17 protein-coding genes are annotated in these 17716 nt (G+C 75.9%); 8 read left to right on the top strand and 9 right to left on the bottom strand.

The features are described 5' to 3' along the window. Positions 1-30: 30 nt before the first annotated feature. The 4 genes from MF672_RS34110 to MF672_RS34090 form a co-directional block, all read right to left on the bottom strand. Positions 31-1032, bottom strand: coding sequence for a magnesium and cobalt transport protein CorA (locus MF672_RS34110; RefSeq protein WP_242383239.1), 1002 nt, complete (start codon positions 1030-1032; stop codon positions 31-33). 27 nt (positions 1033-1059) lie between these two features. Continuing rightward, positions 1060-2049: a slipin family protein gene (locus MF672_RS51540; protein WP_302893327.1), complete on the bottom strand. Its 990-nt coding sequence runs from the start codon at positions 2047-2049 to the stop codon at positions 1060-1062. A gap of 61 nt (positions 2050-2110) precedes the next feature. After that, positions 2111-2509, bottom strand: a complete 399-nt coding sequence (locus tag MF672_RS34095; RefSeq protein WP_242383236.1) for a VOC family protein — start codon at positions 2507-2509, stop codon at positions 2111-2113. Between the two features lie 109 nt (positions 2510-2618). Then, on the bottom strand, positions 2619-3167 hold the full coding sequence (locus MF672_RS34090; protein ID WP_242383234.1) for a helix-turn-helix domain-containing protein: 549 nt from the start codon (positions 3165-3167) through the stop codon (positions 2619-2621). A 223-nt stretch (positions 3168-3390) separates the two neighbouring features. Here MF672_RS34090 and MF672_RS34085 point away from each other — a divergent pair, with 223 nt between their 5' ends. Further along, a complete protein-coding gene (locus MF672_RS34085) occupies positions 3391-3747 on the top strand; it encodes a peptidase inhibitor family I36 protein (RefSeq protein WP_242383232.1) in 357 nt (118 codons plus the stop codon). A gap of 85 nt (positions 3748-3832) precedes the next feature. Here MF672_RS34085 and MF672_RS34080 read toward each other — a convergent pair whose 3' ends face one another. Further along, on the bottom strand, positions 3833-4708 hold the full coding sequence (locus tag MF672_RS34080; protein ID WP_242383230.1) for a phenylalanine 4-monooxygenase: 876 nt from the start codon (positions 4706-4708) through the stop codon (positions 3833-3835). Between the two features lie 167 nt (positions 4709-4875). Between MF672_RS34080 and MF672_RS34075 the strand changes: the two genes are divergently transcribed. From MF672_RS34075 to MF672_RS34060, 4 genes are all read left to right on the top strand, one after another. After that, positions 4876-6528: a RecQ family ATP-dependent DNA helicase gene (locus MF672_RS34075; RefSeq protein WP_242383228.1), complete on the top strand. Its 1653-nt coding sequence runs from the start codon at positions 4876-4878 to the stop codon at positions 6526-6528. A 97-nt stretch (positions 6529-6625) separates the two neighbouring features. Beyond that, the gene (locus MF672_RS34070) at positions 6626-6874 is read left to right on the top strand and encodes a DUF6229 family protein (RefSeq protein WP_242383226.1); all 249 of its coding nucleotides are present in this window, start codon (positions 6626-6628) and stop codon (positions 6872-6874) included. A 4-nt stretch (positions 6875-6878) separates the two neighbouring features. Beyond that, positions 6879-9842: a type 2 lanthipeptide synthetase LanM family protein gene (locus MF672_RS34065; RefSeq protein ID WP_242383224.1), complete on the top strand. Its 2964-nt coding sequence runs from the start codon at positions 6879-6881 to the stop codon at positions 9840-9842. Next, positions 9839-11689, top strand: a complete 1851-nt coding sequence (locus MF672_RS34060; protein WP_247815556.1) for an ABC transporter ATP-binding protein — start codon at positions 9839-9841, stop codon at positions 11687-11689. Before MF672_RS34065 ends, MF672_RS34060 begins: the two co-directional genes overlap by 4 nt. 14 nt (positions 11690-11703) lie before the next feature. Here MF672_RS34060 and MF672_RS34055 read toward each other — a convergent pair whose 3' ends face one another. Then, positions 11704-11886 (bottom strand): hypothetical protein, encoded by a 183-nt coding sequence (locus MF672_RS34055; RefSeq protein WP_242382762.1) that lies wholly within the window; start codon positions 11884-11886, stop codon positions 11704-11706. Positions 11887-11906: 20 nt separating this feature from the next. Continuing rightward, positions 11907-12098, bottom strand: coding sequence for a hypothetical protein (locus MF672_RS34050; RefSeq protein WP_242382761.1), 192 nt, complete (start codon positions 12096-12098; stop codon positions 11907-11909). A gap of 346 nt (positions 12099-12444) precedes the next feature. On the opposite strand from MF672_RS34050, the gene MF672_RS34045 reads away from it, so the two are divergent. The 3 genes from MF672_RS34045 (at position 12445) to MF672_RS34035 (ending at position 15392) form a co-directional block, all read left to right on the top strand. After that, complete coding sequence (locus MF672_RS34045; protein WP_242382758.1) at positions 12445-13239, top strand: hypothetical protein; 795 nt, start codon at positions 12445-12447, stop codon at positions 13237-13239. A gap of 51 nt (positions 13240-13290) precedes the next feature. Further along, entirely contained in the window at positions 13291-14868 is a 1578-nt protein-coding gene (locus MF672_RS34040; RefSeq protein ID WP_242382757.1) for a methyltransferase, read from the top strand. A gap of 107 nt (positions 14869-14975) precedes the next feature. Beyond that, complete coding sequence (locus tag MF672_RS34035; protein WP_242382755.1) at positions 14976-15392, top strand: CBS domain-containing protein; 417 nt, start codon at positions 14976-14978, stop codon at positions 15390-15392. Between the two features lie 99 nt (positions 15393-15491). Here the strand turns inward: MF672_RS34035 and MF672_RS34030 are convergent, their stop codons facing one another. Both MF672_RS34030 and MF672_RS34025 read right to left on the bottom strand, forming a co-directional pair. After that, the gene (locus MF672_RS34030) at positions 15492-16910 is read right to left on the bottom strand and encodes an amidase (RefSeq protein ID WP_242382753.1); all 1419 of its coding nucleotides are present in this window, start codon (positions 16908-16910) and stop codon (positions 15492-15494) included. 264 nt (positions 16911-17174) lie between these two features. Beyond that, positions 17175-17705 carry a GNAT family N-acetyltransferase gene (locus MF672_RS34025; RefSeq protein WP_242382751.1) on the bottom strand — a complete coding sequence of 177 codons (531 nt, stop codon included), beginning with the start codon at positions 17703-17705 and terminating at the stop codon, positions 17175-17177. Between the last annotated feature and the right edge of the window lie 11 nt (positions 17706-17716).

Here is a 17716-nt window from a genome sequence, read left to right as displayed (position 1 = left end):
CCGCCCTGGTGCCGGGCGGGCGCGGCCCGCTCAGAGCCAGCCGCTCCTCCGCAGCAGCCGGTACACGACGACCACGGCGACGGCCATCACCGCCAGGCAGAGGGGGTAACCGAACGTCCAGTGCAGCTCGGGCATGTGGTCGAAGTTCATGCCGTACACGCCGGCGATCATGGTGGGGACGGCGATGAGGGCCGCCCAGGAGGAGATCTTGCGCATGTCGGCGTTCTGCTGCATCGCGACCTTGTTCTGCTCGCTGCCGACCAGGGCCAGGTGGGCGCTCAGCGCGCTGGTGAGCAGCTCGTTGTGCTCGTCGACCTGGCCGTCCACCCGCAGCAGGTGGTCCAGCACGTCACGGAACAGCTCCCGCGTGCTCGCGCACAGCTCCACCCGGCCCTTGACGATCTCCTCGAGCACCGGGATGAGCGGGTCCTGCGCGGTGCGGAACTCCAGCACCTCCCGCTTGAGCGAGTAGATGTCGGCGGTGACGTCGAAGTGCTCGCCGCTGAACACCCGGCGCTCCAGCGCGATGAGGTCGTGCTCGACCTCGTGCGAGACCACGGAGTAGGTGTCGACGACCTGGTCGCAGATGGCGTACAGCACGCCCGCCGGGCCGGCGGCCAGCAGCTCGGGGTCGGACTCGACGCGCCTCCGCACCCCCGCCAGCGGGTCGGCCTGGCCGTGCCGGACGCTGATGACGAAGTCGCGACCGAGGAACAGGTTGATCTCGCCGACCTCGATGTCGGAGGTCCGCTCGACGTACAGGAGGGGTTTGAGCACCACGAACAGGGTGTGGTCGTAGCGTTCGAGCTTGGGCCGCTGGTGGGCCTTGATGGCGTCCTCGACCGCCAGCGGGTGCAGCTCCACCTCGCTGGTGATCAGGTCGAACTCCTCCTGGGTGGGCTCGTGCAGGCCGATCCACAGGAAGCCGCCGCCCTTGGCGCGCGCCGCCGTCCAGGCTTCGCTGATGTCGCCGGTGATGGTCTCGCGCACGCCGTCGCAGTAGACCGCCTTGTCCACAATCACAGCACGCATTGTCGCGCAGCCGCGCCCCCGCGAGGGTCACGGACCCGGCGGCCCAGCGGGCTCGGCGGTACGGGGCTCGGCGGTACGGGGTTCGGCGGTACGGGGCTCGGCGAGGGCGGGCCGCTCGCCCGCTCCCGGCTCCCCCAGCGCGAGCCGGTCAGGGGCGGGCGGGACCTGAGCGGCCGACTCGGCTCCGGTGACAGGCCCGGTGGTGGGCTCGGTAGTGGGCTCGGTAGTGGGCTCAGCGGCGGACGCGGTGGCGGGGGCGGGTTCGGGGGTGGCGCGGTCGAAGAAGCGGAGGAGCTCGACCGGCAGCGGCATGATCAGCGTCGAGTTCTTCTCGGCGGCCACCTCCACCACCGTCTGCAGCAGGCGGAGCTGCAGCGCCCCCGAGGTCCGCGACATGATGGCCGAGGCGTCGGCGAGCTTGCGGGCGGCCTGCAGCTCGCCGTCGGCGACGATCACCCGGGCGCGGCGCTCGCGCTCGGCCTCGGCCTGCCGGGACATCGACCGCTTCATCGGCTCGGGCAGCTGGACGTCCTTGATCTCGACCCGGTCGATGTGGATGCCCCAGCCGAGCGCCGGGCTGTCGATCATGAGGGCGAGGCCCTTGTGCAGCTCCTCGCGGTTGGTGAGCAGGTCGTCCAGCTCGCTCTTGCCGATGATGGAGCGCAGCGACGTCTGCGCGACCTGTTCGACGGCGAACAGGTAGTTCTGCACCTCGATCGCGGCCCGCATCGGGTCCTGGACCTTGAAGTAGACGACCGCGTCCACCCGTACCGAGACGTTGTCGCGGGTGATGCCCTCCTGGGTCGGGATGGGCATCGTGACGATCTGGACGTTGACCTTCCGCATGCGGTCGGCGACGGGGATGAGGAAGCGCAGGCCCGGCTGCCGGACCTGCGGCTGTGCCCGGCCGAAGCGGAAGACGATGCCGCGTTCGACCTGGTTGACCACCCGGACCCCGCTGACCGCGGCCAGGAAGAGGAGGAAGGCGGCGACTGCGAGCACGAGGCTGATGTCCATGGGCGTTTCCCTTCCGCCCCCGAGCATAGGCCCGCCGCCGCCCGCCGTCCCGGTGCGCGCGTCAGGCGTCCTGGTCGTCCCAGCGCTGGGCGTTGCCCTCGTGGAGGGCGCCCGGCGGCTCGGGGACGACGCAGAACGGCAGGCCCGCCGGGTCCCGCATGATCCACCAGCGGTCCTCCACGTGGCGGACCCGGGTGGCGCCCAGCCGCTCCAGCCTGGCCACCTCGGCGTCGAGGTCGTCGGTGTGGATGTCGAGGTGCACCCGGGCCGGCCCTTCGCCTGAGCGCTGGAGCAGCAGCCCGAACTCGCCGCTGCCCAGCAGGGCGCCGTGGAACTCGGGGAACTCGGCGTAGTGCGTCAGCGCGGTGCCGGTCGCGGCCTGCCAGAAGGCCAGCTCGTCGGCGTGGTGGCGCTCCTCGACGTCGATCACGATCCGGCAGAGCCTGCTGTGGTGCGGCACGGGTGTCCTCTCCTGCTGTCCGGGCGGGTACGGGGGCGAGCACGCGGGACCGCCCCGCGCCGTACCGTACGGGCAGGACGGGGCGAGGGCAACGAGGGGGCGGCGCGGGTCAGCCGCCGGTGTCCTCCGGTGGCGGCGCGCCGGGGAACAGGATCGCGCTGAGCAGGTACGGCGCCCGTTCCGGGCCGGGGCCCTGACGGAGGCGGGGCGCGAGGACCGTGAGCAGTTCGCCGAGCAGGTCCTTGAGCTCGGCGGGGCTGAGCCAGACGGTGCCCTGCCGGTAGGACACCGAGTCGGCGACCGGGTCGGCGCCCTCGCGGTCGAGGTAGGCGCCGAACTCGGCGATGAGCACGGCCATGGCGGCGGCGAAGCCCCGGCGGTGGTCGTCGAGCGACATGCCGGCGGCGGCGCGGGCGTCGATGACGGGCCGGTCCCGGCGCAGGCGGTAGCTGCGCTCGACGGCGCCGCGTACCCGCCGCTCGCCCGCCACCTCCAGGAAGCCGCCTTCGGCGAGCAGCGCGACCTGGCGGTAGAGCGTCACCTTGGGCACGTCGGGCAGGCGGGCGCAGAGCTGCGTGGTGGTCAGGACGCGGCCCGCGGCCAGGGCGTGCACGATGCGCAGCCGCACCGGGTGCAGCAACTGCTCGACAGGGTCCATACGGCGACGATTTCACGAGCGATACCGTTGTCCAAAACGGGAACGGTCAGTGGCGTAGCGGAAGGCGTCCGGGGCTCGCTATGTCCCGGCGGCCACTCCTGTGCCACCGCGGGTGCCTGATCTCTTCCACTGCGGCGGATTCGAAGCGTGCACGATCTGCTACAGGATGTGACCGAGCCGGACGGCGTCCGCCGCCCGGGCATCGATGACGAGGAGAACCGCCATGAGGACGACGCACGTCACCCGGATCGCCGCCGCCTCCGCCGCCGCGCTCGCCGCGCTGACCCTGTGCTCGGCCCCCGCCGCCGCGGCCGCGCGGGCGGGCGACATCTGCCTCTACAGCGGGCGGAACTACACGGGGGCGTCCTGGTGCTGGAATCCGGGCAACGGGTACGTGGACGTGCCGCCCGCCCTGCACGACAACGTGGCCTCCTTCCGCGCGGGCGCCAACGGCTGCTTCATCAACTGGATCCAGGTGCCCAACCGCAAGGAGACCCGCGTCGTCCGCGACGGCGACTACCGCAGCGTGTACGACAACGACTTCGGCGGCAAGATCGACGCCGTCGCGCCGACCTGCTGATCTGCCCGCTCCCCTGCTGCGGCGGGCGGCGCGGACTCGCCGGTCTTGGGGGCCGGCGGAGCCCCCGCCGCCCCGTCACGGCGGGTCACGGCGCGGCGGGCGGGCGCGCGGCGAGCGCGGTGTCGTCGTCCAGCCCGCCGAGGAAGGCCGCGAGCGTGTCGGCGACGTGCGCCAGGCTGCGGGCGCGGAACAGCACCGGCTGGTAGCCCGCGATGTCGTAGGGCGTCGCGAGCACCGCCGGCACGTCCAGCTCGCGCACGTCGGCGGCGCGGAAGCGGCCGAGCTCGCCGTAGGAGGACAGCAGCGCCGCCCCGTACGCCTTGGTCGCGCCGCCGTCCTCCACCACGCCGTACTCCAGCGTGTACCAGTACAGGTCGCTGACGATCTGCAGCGCGTGCCCGGTGCGCAGCCGCGCCGCGGCCTCGCCGATCAGCCGGTAGACGGCGGCGAAGACCGGCGCGGCCAGGTGGATGCCGTGGCCGAAGACGTCGTGGATGAGGTCCGGCTCCGGCGTGTACATCGGCACCGCCGGATGCCGGACGAACTGCACCGCGTGGAAGTACCCGCGGGCCATCGAGCCGAGGAAGCGCTCGTTGGCCACCACGCCGCCGGCCAGCGTGAAGTCGAAGCCGGTCAGCCGCCGCAGCTGCGCCCCCACCTCGGCGTGCTGCGGGAGGCGGTCGGCGGGGAAGCGCACGGCCTCGCGGGCGGACAGCACCTCGCGGCAGGCGTGCGCGCGGTGCGCGTCCTCCAGGGCCCGCCGGACCGCCCGCCAGACCGCGTGCTCGCCCGGCCGGTACTCCACGCGCGGCGCCGGGTCGCCCACCCGGTGCCCGCGCGCCAGCTGCGCGAACCAGCGCCGCCGCGCCAGGTAGCGCGGGTCGCGCATCCCGGGATGGTCGGCGGCGCGGCCGAGCCGGCCGTCGGCGGTGGTCGGGGTGCGCGGCGGATGCTCGTCCATGAACGGTTCCTTGCCTGCCCCGGCGCCCCGCCAACGGGACGCGGGTCAAGGTATCCCCTCATGATCGGAAGAAGTGGCGCATGGGCGGGGCCCGGCTGGGTACTGGCCCGGCCACTTCGACAGGGAGACGGACGAAGGGCGGGCGGCAGGTGGGGTTAGGGACGGCGTTGAGGCACCGGTTCGGGTGGCGCGGCCGGCGGCTGCGGGCCACGGCGCGCCGGCGGTTCGGCTGGCAGCGGCTGCGGCCGGGCCAGCAGGAGGCGATGGAGCACCTGCTCGCCGGGCGTGACGTGCTGCTCGTCATGCCGACCGGCGCCGGGAAGTCGGCGGTCTACCAGATCCCCGCGCAGCTCCTCGACGGGCCCACGGTCGTCGTCTCGCCGCTCATCGCGCTCCAGCGCGACCAGGTGGCGGGGCTGCTCAGGGCGGACGCGGGCGGCGCGGTGGCGGTGAACTCGACCACGTCCGTGGACAGCGGCCTGGAGCAGGTGACGGCGGGGGCGGCGGAGTTCGTGTTCCTCTCTCCCGAGCAGCTGGCCAAGCCCGAGGTGGTCGAGCGGCTGGCGGCGGCCCGGCCGTCGCTGGTCGCCGTCGACGAGGCGCACTGCGTCGCGGCCTGGGGGCACGACTTCCGCCCCGACTACCAGCGGCTCGGCAAGGTCATCGCGCGGCTCGGGCACCCGCCGGTGGTGGCGATGACGGCCACCGCCGCGCCGAACGTGCGCGAGGAGATCGTCCGGGCGCTCGGCCTGCGCGACCCCGTGGAGATCGTCAGGGGCTTCGACCGGCCGAACATCGCGCTGGAGGTGCGCCGCTTCGTCCGCGAGGAGGACAAGAGCCGGGCGCTGGCCGAGGACGCCGCCGCCCGGGACGGCCTCGGCCTGGTGTACGTCGCCACCCGCAAGGACACCGAGCGGTACGCGGCCGCGCTGGCGGAGCGGGGCCGCCGGGCCGAGGCGTACCACGGCGGGATGCGGGCCGCCGAACGCGCCCGCGTCCAGGAGCTGTTCACCTCGGGCGACCTGGACGTGGTGGTCGCGACGTCGGCGTTCGGGATGGGCATCGACCGGCCCGACGTGCGCTGGGTGCTGCACGCCGCCCCGCCGGAGTCGCCCGACGCCTACTACCAGGAGATCGGCCGGGCCGGCCGCGACGGCGCGCCCGCCACGGCCGTGCTGTTCTACCGGCCGGAGGACCTGGGGCTGCGCCGCTTCTTCACCGGCGGCCGGGCCGACGCCGCGACGCTGCTGCGGGTGGCGACGCTGGTGCGCGGGCACGCCGGGGAGGTGCCGGCGCGCGAGCTGGCCGGGCTGCTGGAGCTGAGCGCGTCCCAGCTCACCAGGCTCGTCAACCTGCTGGAGCGGGCGGGGGCGCTGGCCGTCACCGACGCGGGCGCCCTCCGTTACGCCGACCCGGCGCTGCCGCCGGAGCGCGCCGCCGAGCGCGCGGCCGGGCTGGACGAGGCCCGCCACCACCTGGACCGGTCGCGGCTCGACATGATGCGCGGCTACGCCGAGACCAGGGGCTGCCGCCGCCGGTACCTGCTGGCCTACTTCGGGGAGCCGTACGCCGCCCCGGCGTGCGGCGCGTGCGACTCCTGCCGCGACGGCGCGGCCGCGCGGCCCGAGCCGGCCGCCGCCCCGGCCGAGGAGGGGCCGTTCGCCGTCCAGGCGAAGGTGCGGCACAAGACGTGGGGCGAGGGCACGGTCATGAGCCGCGAGCCCGACCGGATCACCGTGCTGTTCGACTCGGTCGGCTACAAGACGCTGGCGCTGAGCGCCGTGGACCGGGTGCTGGAGCCGGCCGGGACCGGCTCCTGAGGGCGCGGGCGGCCGTCCCGGCTGCAACGGATTGCGCAACGGCGGTTGCCACAATCCGGACGTCCAACCCAAACCCTTTCGAGGAGGGGATGACGTCATGTCCAGGATGACCGCCGAACTCGCCGAACGCATCGTGGCCGGCTGGCGCAGCGGCGCCGACACCGTGGACGGCTGGGACAACCCGGCCGGCCCGCTGTTCGCCGGCGGCGAGTACGCCGAGGCCGACATCACGATGGAGTCCATCTTCGCCGCCTCCGGCTGCACCGGGGTCGGCTGCCCGCCGCCCCCGGAGTCGGGGCACTGCGGCACAGCCTGCACCTGGTCGGCCGGGCTCGAGTGCTGCTGACCAGATGCACGCCAACGCGGTGAGCGACGTCGTGCTGGGCTGCCTGCTCGAACCGGCCCTGGCCGGGCTCGCGGCCCAGCTCGACGCCGTCGACGGCCTGACGGAGGCGGAGCGGCTGGTGCTGCGCTCCGCGGCGGAGGCGTCCGCGCTGCACGCGGCCCGCCTGCGCACCAACCGCGTCCTGCTCCTGGAGCTGAACGCGGCCCGGATCAGCGGCAGGCTCACCGGCGCCGACGCGCGGGCCCGGTGGCGGGAATGGGAGGAGGGCGCGGCCACGCCCGAGTTCTGGGACGGGCTGGCCGGGCACTACCCGACGCTGCGCCCCCGGCTGGACCGGGTGGTCGGCAACCGGTGCGCGGCGGCGCTGGAGCTGGCCAGGCGCTTCGCCGCCGACCGCGACAAGCTCGGCGCCCTGACGAGCGGCGAGCGGGTCGGCGAGCAGGGCGGTGAGCAGGGCGGCGAGCTGCGGGCCGGTGAGCTGCGGGCCGGTGAGCTGCGGGGTGTCGCGTTCGGGGCGGGCGACAGCCACCGCGGCGGGCGGACCGTCGCCGTGCTGCGCCTCTCCGGCGGGCTGCTGGTCTACAAGCCGCGCTCGATGGCCGTGGACGTGGCCCTGTCCCGGTTCCTCGCCGCCGTGCTCGGGGACGACCCCTGGCGGATCAGCGTGCCCCGGGTGGTGACCGGCGACGGGTACGGCTGGGCCGAGCACGTCGCCCACCGCTACTGCGCCGGCGAGGAGGAGCTGCGCGCCTTCTACCGCAACCTCGGCCACTGGCTGGCGGTCATGCGCCTGATCGGCGGCAGCGACCTGCACGCCGAGAACGTCATCGCGTGCGGCCCCGTCCCGACGGTGGTGGACTGCGAGACGTTGTTCACCCCGCAGCCGCCCATGCCCGACTCGGCGTACGGGCTGGCGGTGGACCGCGCGTCGCGGCTGGTGGGCGGCTCGGTGCTGGGCACCGGCCTGCTGCCGGGCCGCGGGCTGGCGCTCGGCTGGCGCGGCGTGGACATGTCGGCCATCGGCGCGCTGCCCGGCCAGCAGCCGGCGCCGAAGCTGCCCGTCATCCTGGACGCCGGCACCGACGAGGCGCGCATCGGCCAGGCCGAGACGCCGATCCGGGCCGCGGTCAACCATCCGAGCCCTGATCCGGTGCTGGGCGCGTACTGGGACCGGATCGTGGCCGGGTTCACCGAGCTGAGCGACCGGCTGCGCGACCTGGACCGGCGGGGCGAGCTGGAGCCGCTGCTGGCCGGGTTCGCCGGCCTGCCCGTCCGGGTGGTGGCCAGGTCCACCGAGACGTACGCGGAGCTGGCCCGCATGTTGTGGCACCCGCACGCGCTGCACGACGAGCCGGCCGCCCGCGCCAAGGCCGTGAGCCTGCTGACCCGGCAGTCGCGGAACCTGCCCGGCCGCCCCGACGACCCCGCCGTCATCGAGGCCGAGGTCGCCGAGCTGCTCGACAGCGACGTGCCGTTCTTCAGCACGACGCCGCGGGTGGGGCGGCTGACCGGGCCGCGCGGCACCTCCTGGGGGCCGGAGCAGGACCTCGTCGCGGCGGCGCTGGGCCGCTGGCGGAGCGCCGACCTGGGGCTGGACCGGCGGGTGATCCAGTCGACGCTGGTCAGCGCGTACCTGAACGAGGGCTGGCTGCCCGACCACCGCGCGCTGCTGCCCTCCGGCCGCGACCTGACCCGGCTGGACCGGCGCCGCCGCGCGGTCGCCGCGAAGATCGTCGGCGACCTGGTGGCGTCCGCGATCCGGGCCGAGGACGGCACGGCGACGTGGATCGCGCCGGTGCTCAACCCGACCGGCTGGGCCGTGCTGCCGCTCGGGCCCGACCTGTACGGCGGGCTCACCGGCGTGGCGGTGCTGCTGGCGGCGTACGAGCACGAGACCGGGCACGGCCGCGCCGACCCGGTGCCGGGCGTGCCGTCGCTGCTGGCCGACGTGCTGCGGACGATGAGGAAGGCCGAGGACCAGGCGACCGTCGAGCTGACCACGCGGCGGCGGCCCCCGCCCGCCGGCGGCTACCTGGGGCTGGGCTCGCGCGTGTGGGGCTGGCGGCTGCTGCGGCGGCTCGGCGTCGTCGGCGACGAGGAGGCCCGCGAGCGCGCCGCCAAGCTCGTCCCGGACGAGCTCGTCCCGGACGAGCAGGCGCTCGACCTGGTGAGCGGCCTGTCCGGGATGGTGGTGCCGCTGCTCGCGCTGGACGACCCGGCGGCCGCCGGCCTGGCGGTGCGGATCGGGCGGCGGCTCGTGGCGGCGGCCCGGCTGCGGGACGGCACCGCCTGGTGGGACAGCGAGTTCTTCCCCAGCGGGCTGGGCGGCGTGGCGCACGGCGCGACCGGCATCGGCTGGGCGCTCGCCCGGCTCGGCGCGGCCACCGGCGACCGCGACTTCACCGAGGTCGCCGAGGCCGCCTTCGCCTACGAGGAGACCCTGTACGTGCCCTCCGCCGGGAGCTGGCGCGACCTGCGCCAGCCGGACATCACGGCGGCGGCGTGGTGCCACGGCGCGGCCGGGATCGGCGTCGTCGCGGCCGACCGGCTGCGGCACGGCGGCGACCCGGAGCGGTGGCTCGACGTGCTGCGCCGCGCGGCGGCCGCCGCCAAGGCGGGCGGCATGGGCTGGAACCACACGTTGTGCCACGGCGACCTCGGCGCGTGGGAGGTGATCGACCTGGCGCTCGCGGCGGGCGTCGCCGAGCCGGGCATGACCCGCGACATCCTGGACGCGCACACGCTCGGCAGCCTGGAGGAGCACGGGCCGGTCAGCGGGTTCGCCAGGGAGGCGTTCTGCCCGGGGCTGCTGCCCGGGCTCGGCGGGGTGGCCTACCAGCTCCTGCGCATGCACCCGGGCTGCCCCCTGCCGTCGGTGCTGCTCCCGGACCCGGACCTGCCGTCCGGCTCCCTGCTGGACGGCGCCCGGCCGGTCCCGGGTGAGCGGGTGGGCGGGGGGCGGCGGTGACGGCGGACGGGGAGCTGGTCCGGCCGTACTGGCGGCTCGACGAGCCCGAGACCGACCTCGGGCTGCGGCGGATGATCGGCCGCCTGCCCGCGACGGCCGGGGCGGTGCTCGCGGTCGTCGCGCGCGCCTCGCCCCGGCACGCCGCGCTGGTGCTCGCGCTGGAGGTCGTCTCGGCCGCCGCCACCGCGTGCGGGCTGCTGGCCACGGCGGGCGCGCTGGAGCGGCTGCTGAGCGCCGACCTGGTGACGGCGCTGCCCGCGATGGGGCTGGTGGCGGGCGCGTACGCGCTGCGCGGCGCGGTGGGGGCGGCCACCGCCGCGGCGCACGCCCGGGTGCCGCCCGCGGTGCGGCGGGTCGCGGAGGGCGAGCTGTTCGCCGCGGCCCTGCGGGTGGAGCTGGCCGCCTTCGACGACCCCGACTTCTTCGACCGGATGCAGCGGGCCCGCGACCGCGCCCTGTTCCACCTGGGCCGGGCCGTGGACAACGCGGTCGAGCTGGTCAGCGCGGCGCTCGCGGTCGGGGCGGCGCTGGTCGCCGTGGCCGTGCTGCATCCGGCGCTGCTGGCGGTGCTGCTGGTCGTGGTGCTGCCGAGCGGCTGGTCGGTGCAGCGCTCCACGCGGCTGGCGTACCGGTTCATGACCAGGACCGTCACGCTGAACCGGCGGGTGCGCATGCTGACGGACCTGGCGATGGGGCGCGAGCCGGCCGCCGAGATCCGGGCCTGCCAGGCGGAGGGGTTCCTGCTGCGCGAGTACGGGGCGGTGGCCGACGCGCTGCGCGACCAGGAGGTGGGGGTGGCGGTCGCGCAGGTGCGGGTGCGGGCGGCCGGCCGGGCGCTGAGCGGCCTCGGCACCGGCCTGACGTTCGCCGCGCTCGGCGGGCTGCTGCAGGCGGGCTGGATCCCGCTGGCGGTGGCCGGGGCGGCGGTGATGGCCGTGCGCACCGGCTCGGCGTCGCTGAGCAGGCTCGTCCTCGCCGCCAACCAGCTCCTGGAGCAGGGCCTGTACGTCCGCGACTACCAGCGGTTCGTGGCCGAGTCCCGGACCAGGACGGCCGCCGGCGGCACCCGTCCGGCGCCCGCCCGGCCGGAGCTGGTCGAGGTGCGGGACGTGTGCTTCCGCTACCCGGGCGGCGACCGGCCCGCGCTGCGCGGGGTGTCGCTGACGGCGCGGGCGGGCCGGACGGTCGCGCTGGTCGGCGAGAACGGCTCGGGCAAGTCCACCCTCGCCAAGATCCTCGCCGGGCTGTACGCGCCCGGCCGGGGCTCGGTCCGCTGGGACGGCGTGGACCTCGCCGAGCTGGACCCGCGCGACGTCGCCGACCGGATCACCCTCGTGCCGCAGGCCCCGGTCCGCTGGCCGCACACCGCCCGGGTCAACGTGCGGGCCGGGCGGCACGACCGGCCCGACCCCGGCGACCTGGCGCTCGAGGCCGCCGCCCGGCTGTCGGGGGCGGACGCGGTGGTGGCCGGGCTGCCGTCGGGCTGGGAGACGCTGCTGTCGAAGGCGTTCCACGGCGGGCACGAGCTGTCGGGCGGGCAGTGGCAGCGCCTGGCCATCGCCCGCGGCCTGTTCCGCGACACCCCTCTGATCGTCTGGGACGAGCCGGCCGCGCCGCTGGACCCGCGCGCCGAGTTCGCCCTGTACGAGTCGCTGCGCGGGCTCGCCGCCGGCCGCGTCGTCGTGCTGATCACGCACCGGCTGGCCAGCGCCAGGAACGCCGACCACATCTACCTGCTGCACGAGGGCGTGGTGGCCGAGCACGGCAGCCACGACGAGCTGATCGCCGCCGGCGGCCGGTACGCCGAGCTGTACGGGCTCCAGGCCCGCATGTACGCCCCCGCCTGACCCTCGCCGGCCGGTCAGGGGTGGGGGTCGCGCCTGGTCAGCAGCCTCGGCAGGGCGGCGAGCGTCGCCCCGCCCGCGCCCCCGCCGCTGAGCAGGGCGCCCGGCCACGCGACGCCGCCGGCCAGCACGAGCGCGCAGGTGATGGCGGCGACGGTGAGCGCCATGGTGAGCGTGAGCAACTGCCGGGTGGTGAACATGGGTCCTCTTTCTCGATGCTTCACAGACGGTCGTCCGCCCAGAACTCGATCAGCTCCTCGGCCGTGAGGTCGCCCGGGCGGGCGGCGGGCGGCCGGCGTCCCGTCGCCAGCACCCACGTCGTCACGAGCGTGACCAGCAGGTGCTCGTCGGCCGGGCAGGGCGCGTCAGAGCGGTAGGCCATGCTGGACGGGCGGGCCGTGAGCAGCGGCATGGGGCGGCGGCCTTCCGGGAGGGGCGGTGGATCGCGCCCCACGCTGCCGCCGCGCGCGGGCCGCCGGCCACCGGTCCGCCCGGGCTCGGAGGAGGCCGGACGACACCGGAGCGCCCGCGCCCGGCGGGTGGGCCTCCGGTCTCCTCCGGTCTCCTCCGGTTTCCTCCGCTTCCGTCCGGATCCGTCCGGGCGGAAGCGCGTCGCACGCCTCTGGGACTCCTGCGACGTCTGACAGGCCCCGTGACCACGGCGACCGGACGAGATGGAATCCGCGAAGTGTCATCGACCGCGAGACATTCTCTGAAAATATGGCCGCCATCATGACCATTCGATCCAACCAAGGACGATGACTGACACCTACCGGGCCGGATCCCATCCCGCCTTCATAGCCGCGCTCGTGGGGCTGCGGGAAGCCGCCGGCCAGCCGAGCTACTCGACGATGCACCAGTTGTCGCGCGCGCCGGGCGTGCCCAAGGAGCTGCCGGCGAGCACGGTCAACGACATCCTCACCGGCAAGCGGGAGCGCCTGCCCGACTGGGGGCTGGTCGCCTCCTTCGTGAAGGTCTGCCACCGCCACGCCGAGCTGACCGGCCTGCCCACGGACGCCCTCGGCACGGTGGAGCAGTGGCAGGCCCGCTGGCGCGCCGCCCGCAGCGAGCAGCCGGCCCGGCCGCGGGTCACCGGCTCACACGACCTGTTCAGGACGCCCGCCGACGAGGCCGAGCGGCGCACCACCAGGACCGTCGACCGGCTGATGCGGCTGGCGGGCGACGGCGACCCTGACGCCGCCTGCCGGCTGGCGATCATCGCCCTGCTCACCGGCGACCGCTCGGCCGCCGGCTACTGGCTGCACGTCGCGGCCCGTCACCGCCACCCGCACGCCGAGGCGCTGGCGGCCCACCCGCGCCCGGCCGAGCTGGCGGCGGAGCTGGCCTTCGCCCTCGGGCAGGCGTACGAGGAGGAGGGCCCGGCCAAGCTGGTCATCGCCCGCTTCTACTACCGGCTGGCCGCCGAGCACGGCCATCCGGCCGCCGGGGAGCGGCTGCGCGTCCTGCGCGCGGTCCCCTTCGGCAAGCTGCTGCCCGCCCCTCTCTTCTCCCCCGCCCCGGCCGGGACGCGTCCCGGGGTCCACCGCCCCTGACGTTACGCAGAGCGGTCCATCGACTACGGGCAGTGCTGTTAGCCTGTGCCGGTGGATCAGGGGAACGTGCTGTCGCCGGAGATCGCGTCCGGCGCGCTGGATGAGGCCGACGCCGCGCGGCTCGGCAGGATGGCCCAGGTGGCGCGCGACGGCGGCGACGGGCCGTACGGGCTGCGCTTCGACCACGCGGGGCTGCTGGTGTTCCCGCGCTCGGCCGAGGCGGCGCTGGCCGGGCTGCCCGTGGTCAGGAGGCTGCCCAGCGTGATCGTCAAGGAGCGGCTGGCCCGGCGCTACGGCCTCGCCGGCCCCGAGGTCACCATCGCCCACCTCGACGCCGGCGGCGGGCGGACGCTGGAGCTGTTCCTCGCGACCGGCTGCCCGCCGGAGGTGGCCGGCGACGAGCGGCTGCACGAACGCGAGACGCACCTGGCGTACGAGGCGCCCGCCGCGTCCCTCGGCGTGCTGGAGGCGCTGCGCGCCGACGGCTGCCTGCCCGACGGCGGCGGCTTCAACCCCGGCGAGGGCCCCTCCGGGCGCAGCGTGTTCTACTTCCGGCGGCGGGGCGGCGACCGGCTGGAGATCGTCGCGGCCGGGCAGGCCCGCGCCGAGCTGGCCCGCCACCTCGGCGCCCCCGAGGAGCGGCGGCACATGCTCGGCCTGCTCACCGGCGCGTGGACCACCCAGGCGCTGCGGACCGCCGCCGAGCTCGGCGTCGCCGACCTGCTGCACGCCCGCGACCGCACCCTCGGCGAGCTGGCCCGCGCCACCGCCTGCCCGGCCGACCGGCTCGGCCGGCTGCTGCGCTACCTCGAACAGCTCGGCGTCGTGCGCCGCGCCGGCGAGGCGTACGCGCTGACCCCGCTGGGCACGACGCTGGCCCGCGACTCCCCCTCCTCGCTGCACGGCGTCGCACTGCTGTACGGCGGGCTGTTCTACCGCAGCTTCGGCGAGCTGCCCGGCGCGGTGCGCGGCGCCGCGCCGAGCGGGTTCGAGCTGGCCTACGGGCTCGCGCCCTTCGCGCACCTCGACGCCTGCCCCGGCGACGCGGCGGTCTTCCAGCTCGCCATGTCCGACCAGTGCCGCGACGTCTTCGACGCGGTCGCCGACCGGCTCGACCTCGACGGCGTCGGCACCGTCACCGACCTCGGCGGCGGCACCGGCGCGCTGCTCGGCCGCCTCCTGGACGCCGCGCCCCACGTGACGGGGGTGCTGTTCGACACGCCCGCGACGGTCGCGGCCGCGCGGCCCGCCCTGGTGGCCCGGCACGGCGGCCGGGTCAGCGCGGTGGGCGGCGACCTGTTCTCCCGGGTGCCGGGCGGTGACCTGCTCGTGCTCTCGCGCGTCCTGCACGACTGGGACGACGCCGCCTGCGCCCGCATCCTCGCCCGCTGCCGGGAGGCGACCCGGCCGGGCGGGCGGCTCGCGGTCGTCGAGCGGCTGCTGCCCGAGCGGGCCGGGGAGCCGTCGCTGGCCGCCGCGTGGGACGTCCACATGATGGTCAACAACGCCGGCGGGCGCGAGCGCACCCTGGAGGAGTACCGCGAGCTGCTGGCCGCCGCCGGGTTCGCGCTCACCTCCCGCGCCGGCCTGCCGCTCGACGTGCACCTGCTGGAGGCCGTCGCCCGCTGACCGGCCCGCCGGGCGGCGCCCCGCCGCGGGGCCCGGCCGCGGGGCCCCGTTTCACCGCGCCTCAGGGGGGCAGTCGGCACTGACCCCGACATTCGATGAGGAGCGTCATGCCGACCGCACGAGAGATCATGACCCCGGACGCCGAGTGCGTGAACGCCGACGAGCCCGTGCTCGTCGCCGCCGAGAAGATGGCCCGCCTGGACGTCGGCTCGCTGCCGATCTGCGGCACCGACAACCGGCTCAAGGGCATGCTCACCGACCGCGACATCGTCGTGAAGGTCCTGGCCGCGGGCAAGGACCCGGCCAAGACCGTGGCGGGCGAGCTCGCCCAGGGCGAGGCGGTCACGATCGGCGCCGACGACGACGCGCGGGAGATCCTGCGCACCATGGCCGGCCACAAGGTGCGCCGGCTGCCCGTCATCGACGGGCACAGCCTCGTCGGCATGGTCGCGCTGGCCGAGGTGGCCCGGGCGCTGCCCGACGCCACCGTCAGCGACCTGCTCGACGCCGTCACCAGCGACTGACCGTCGCCGGGGCCGCGCGGCGCCCGGGCCCCCGGCGGGGGCCCGGGCGTTCGTGTCCCCGGAGGGGCCCGGGCGTTCGTGTCCCCGGGCTCTGGCGGGTCAGCGGCCGCCGGCGTGGATCGGCGGGACGCGGTCCCGCCACGGCAGGGCCTCCTCCAGGTGGGCGGCCACCTGGAGGAGCAGGTCCTCCCGGCCGTAGCCGGCGGCGAGCTGCACGCCGATCGGCAGCCCGTCCTCGCTGTGCCCGAGCGGCAGGCTGATCGCCGGGCCGCCCGTCACGTTGAACACCTGCGTGAACGGCCCGTACTCGGTGAGCGCGGCCAGCCAGCCGGTCAGCGTCTGCTCCGGGTCGTCGTAGCGCAGGACGCCGTGCGGCGCCGGCAGCCGTCCCAGCGTGGGGGTGACGAGCAGGTCGTAGCCGGTGAAGAAGGCGCCGACCGCGCGGGACACCCGGTTCTGGGCGTCGAAGGCGGCCAGCATGTCGAGCGCGCTGTACTCCTCGGCCGTCTTGAGGAACTGCCGCGAGACGGCCTCCATCAGCCCCTCGTCGGGCCGGCGGGGGGCCAGCAGCAGCGTCGAGGCGATCGCGACGCTCTCGCACACCCAGGCGCGGACGACGTCGTCCCAGACGACGGCCGGCCCGGCGGTGGTGACGAGGTGTCCCGCCCGCTCCAGCGCCTGCCCGGCGCGGACGGCCGCCGCCGCGACCTCGGCGTCGACCGCCGTGCCGGCCCAGCTCTCCGTGGTCACCGCGACCCGCAGCCGGCCGGGGTCGCGGCCGACCTCGGCGGCGTACGGGCCGCGCGGCGGCGGCGCGGTGTACTTGTCGCCGACGCCCGGCCCGTGCACGGCGTCCAGGAGGCGGGCGGCGTCGCGGACGGTGCGGGTCAGCGCGAACTCGTACGCCATCCCGAGCATCGGCTCGCCCGCGTCCGGCCCGCACGGGACCCGGCCCCGGCTCGGCTTGAGCCCGACCAGCCCGCAGCAGGACGCCGGGATCCGGATGGAGCCGGCGCCGTCGCTGGCGTGCGCGACCGGCACCGCGCCGGCCGCCACCAGGGCGGCCGCGCCGCCGCTCGACCCGCCGACGCCCCTGCCGGGGTTCCAGGGGTTGCGGGCGGGGCCGTGGCGGAGGGGTTCGGTGGAGAAGCTGACGCACAGCTCCGGCACCGTGGTCAGGCCCAGGGTGACCAGGCCGGCGGCGCGGAAGCGAGTCATCAGGTCGGTGTCGCGCCAGGCGGGGATGCCGGGCAGGGCGCGGCTGCCGAGCGAGAACGGGACGCCCTCGGCGACCGGCCCGTGATCCTTGATCAGGAACGGCACGCCGGTGAGCGGGCCGTCCCCTGCGTGGCCGAGCGCCGGCTGGAACGGCGGCAGGGCCAGGCCGTTGACGTGCGGGTTCACCTGGTCGAGGGCCTGGCGGGCGGCGGCCTCGACCTCGCCGGCGGTCACCTCGCCGGCCTCGATCAGGGTGCGGAGGCCGACGGCGTCGTATTTCGCGTACTCGTGGAGTTGCATGGGATGTCCTTCGGTGGCTCACGATCACGGCTGCGTCCGCTGGAAGCGGCGGCGGCCGGCGCGGCCCCGCGGCCCGTACGGCCGGCTCGGGGCGGCGCCGTTGGCGGGCGGCCCGTGGACGGGCGAGCGTCGACGGGCGGCCCGGACCAGGGGCCGGGGTCCTCGTGACGGGACCCGCCCCTGTCGTGATCGGAGTGTTCCTACGCTCGGTACATCGCCCCCATGCTGACAGCCGCCTGCCCCGCGGTCCACCGGTTTTCGGTGTCACGCGGGCGGGCGCCACTCGTGTTCGAGGATGCTGAACAGCTCGGAGTCCCGCCAGCCGTCCCTGATCAGGGTGGTGTGGCGGAGCCGGCCCTCGCAGGTCATGCCGAGCTTGGCGAGCACCCGGGCCGAGCCGGCGTTGCGGGGGTCGCAGGTGGCGTAGACCCGGTGCAGGCCGAGCTCCGCGAAGGCGGTGCCGAGCAGGCCGGCGCCGATGGCGGTCGCCACGCCCCGGCCCCACGCGCGCGGGTGCACGATGTAGGTGATCTCGCCCTGGCGGTGCGCCGCGTCGCGGAGGTGCAGGGTGCCCATGCCCAGCACCTCGCCGTCGACGTGGGCCGCGTAGGGGAGGGCGCGTCGCGGCGTGCGGGACCACTCCCCTGCGGCGGCCGCCACGTACGCGCGCGTCTGCTCCTCGTCGTTCGGCCCCCACGTCTGGTAGCGGCAGGACTCGGGGAGGCGGGCCCAGGCGTGCACGGCGGGCCAGTCCGCGAGCTCGATCCTGCGCAAGGTCACCGTGGGTCGCGTCACGAGGAGATCCT

The organism is Actinomadura luzonensis, assembly GCF_022664455.2.
GTDB lineage: Bacteria > Actinomycetota > Actinomycetes > Streptosporangiales > Streptosporangiaceae > Nonomuraea > Nonomuraea luzonensis.
Note: the sequence above shows the minus strand (reverse complement) of the source record. Positions and strands in the feature narration are given on the sequence as shown.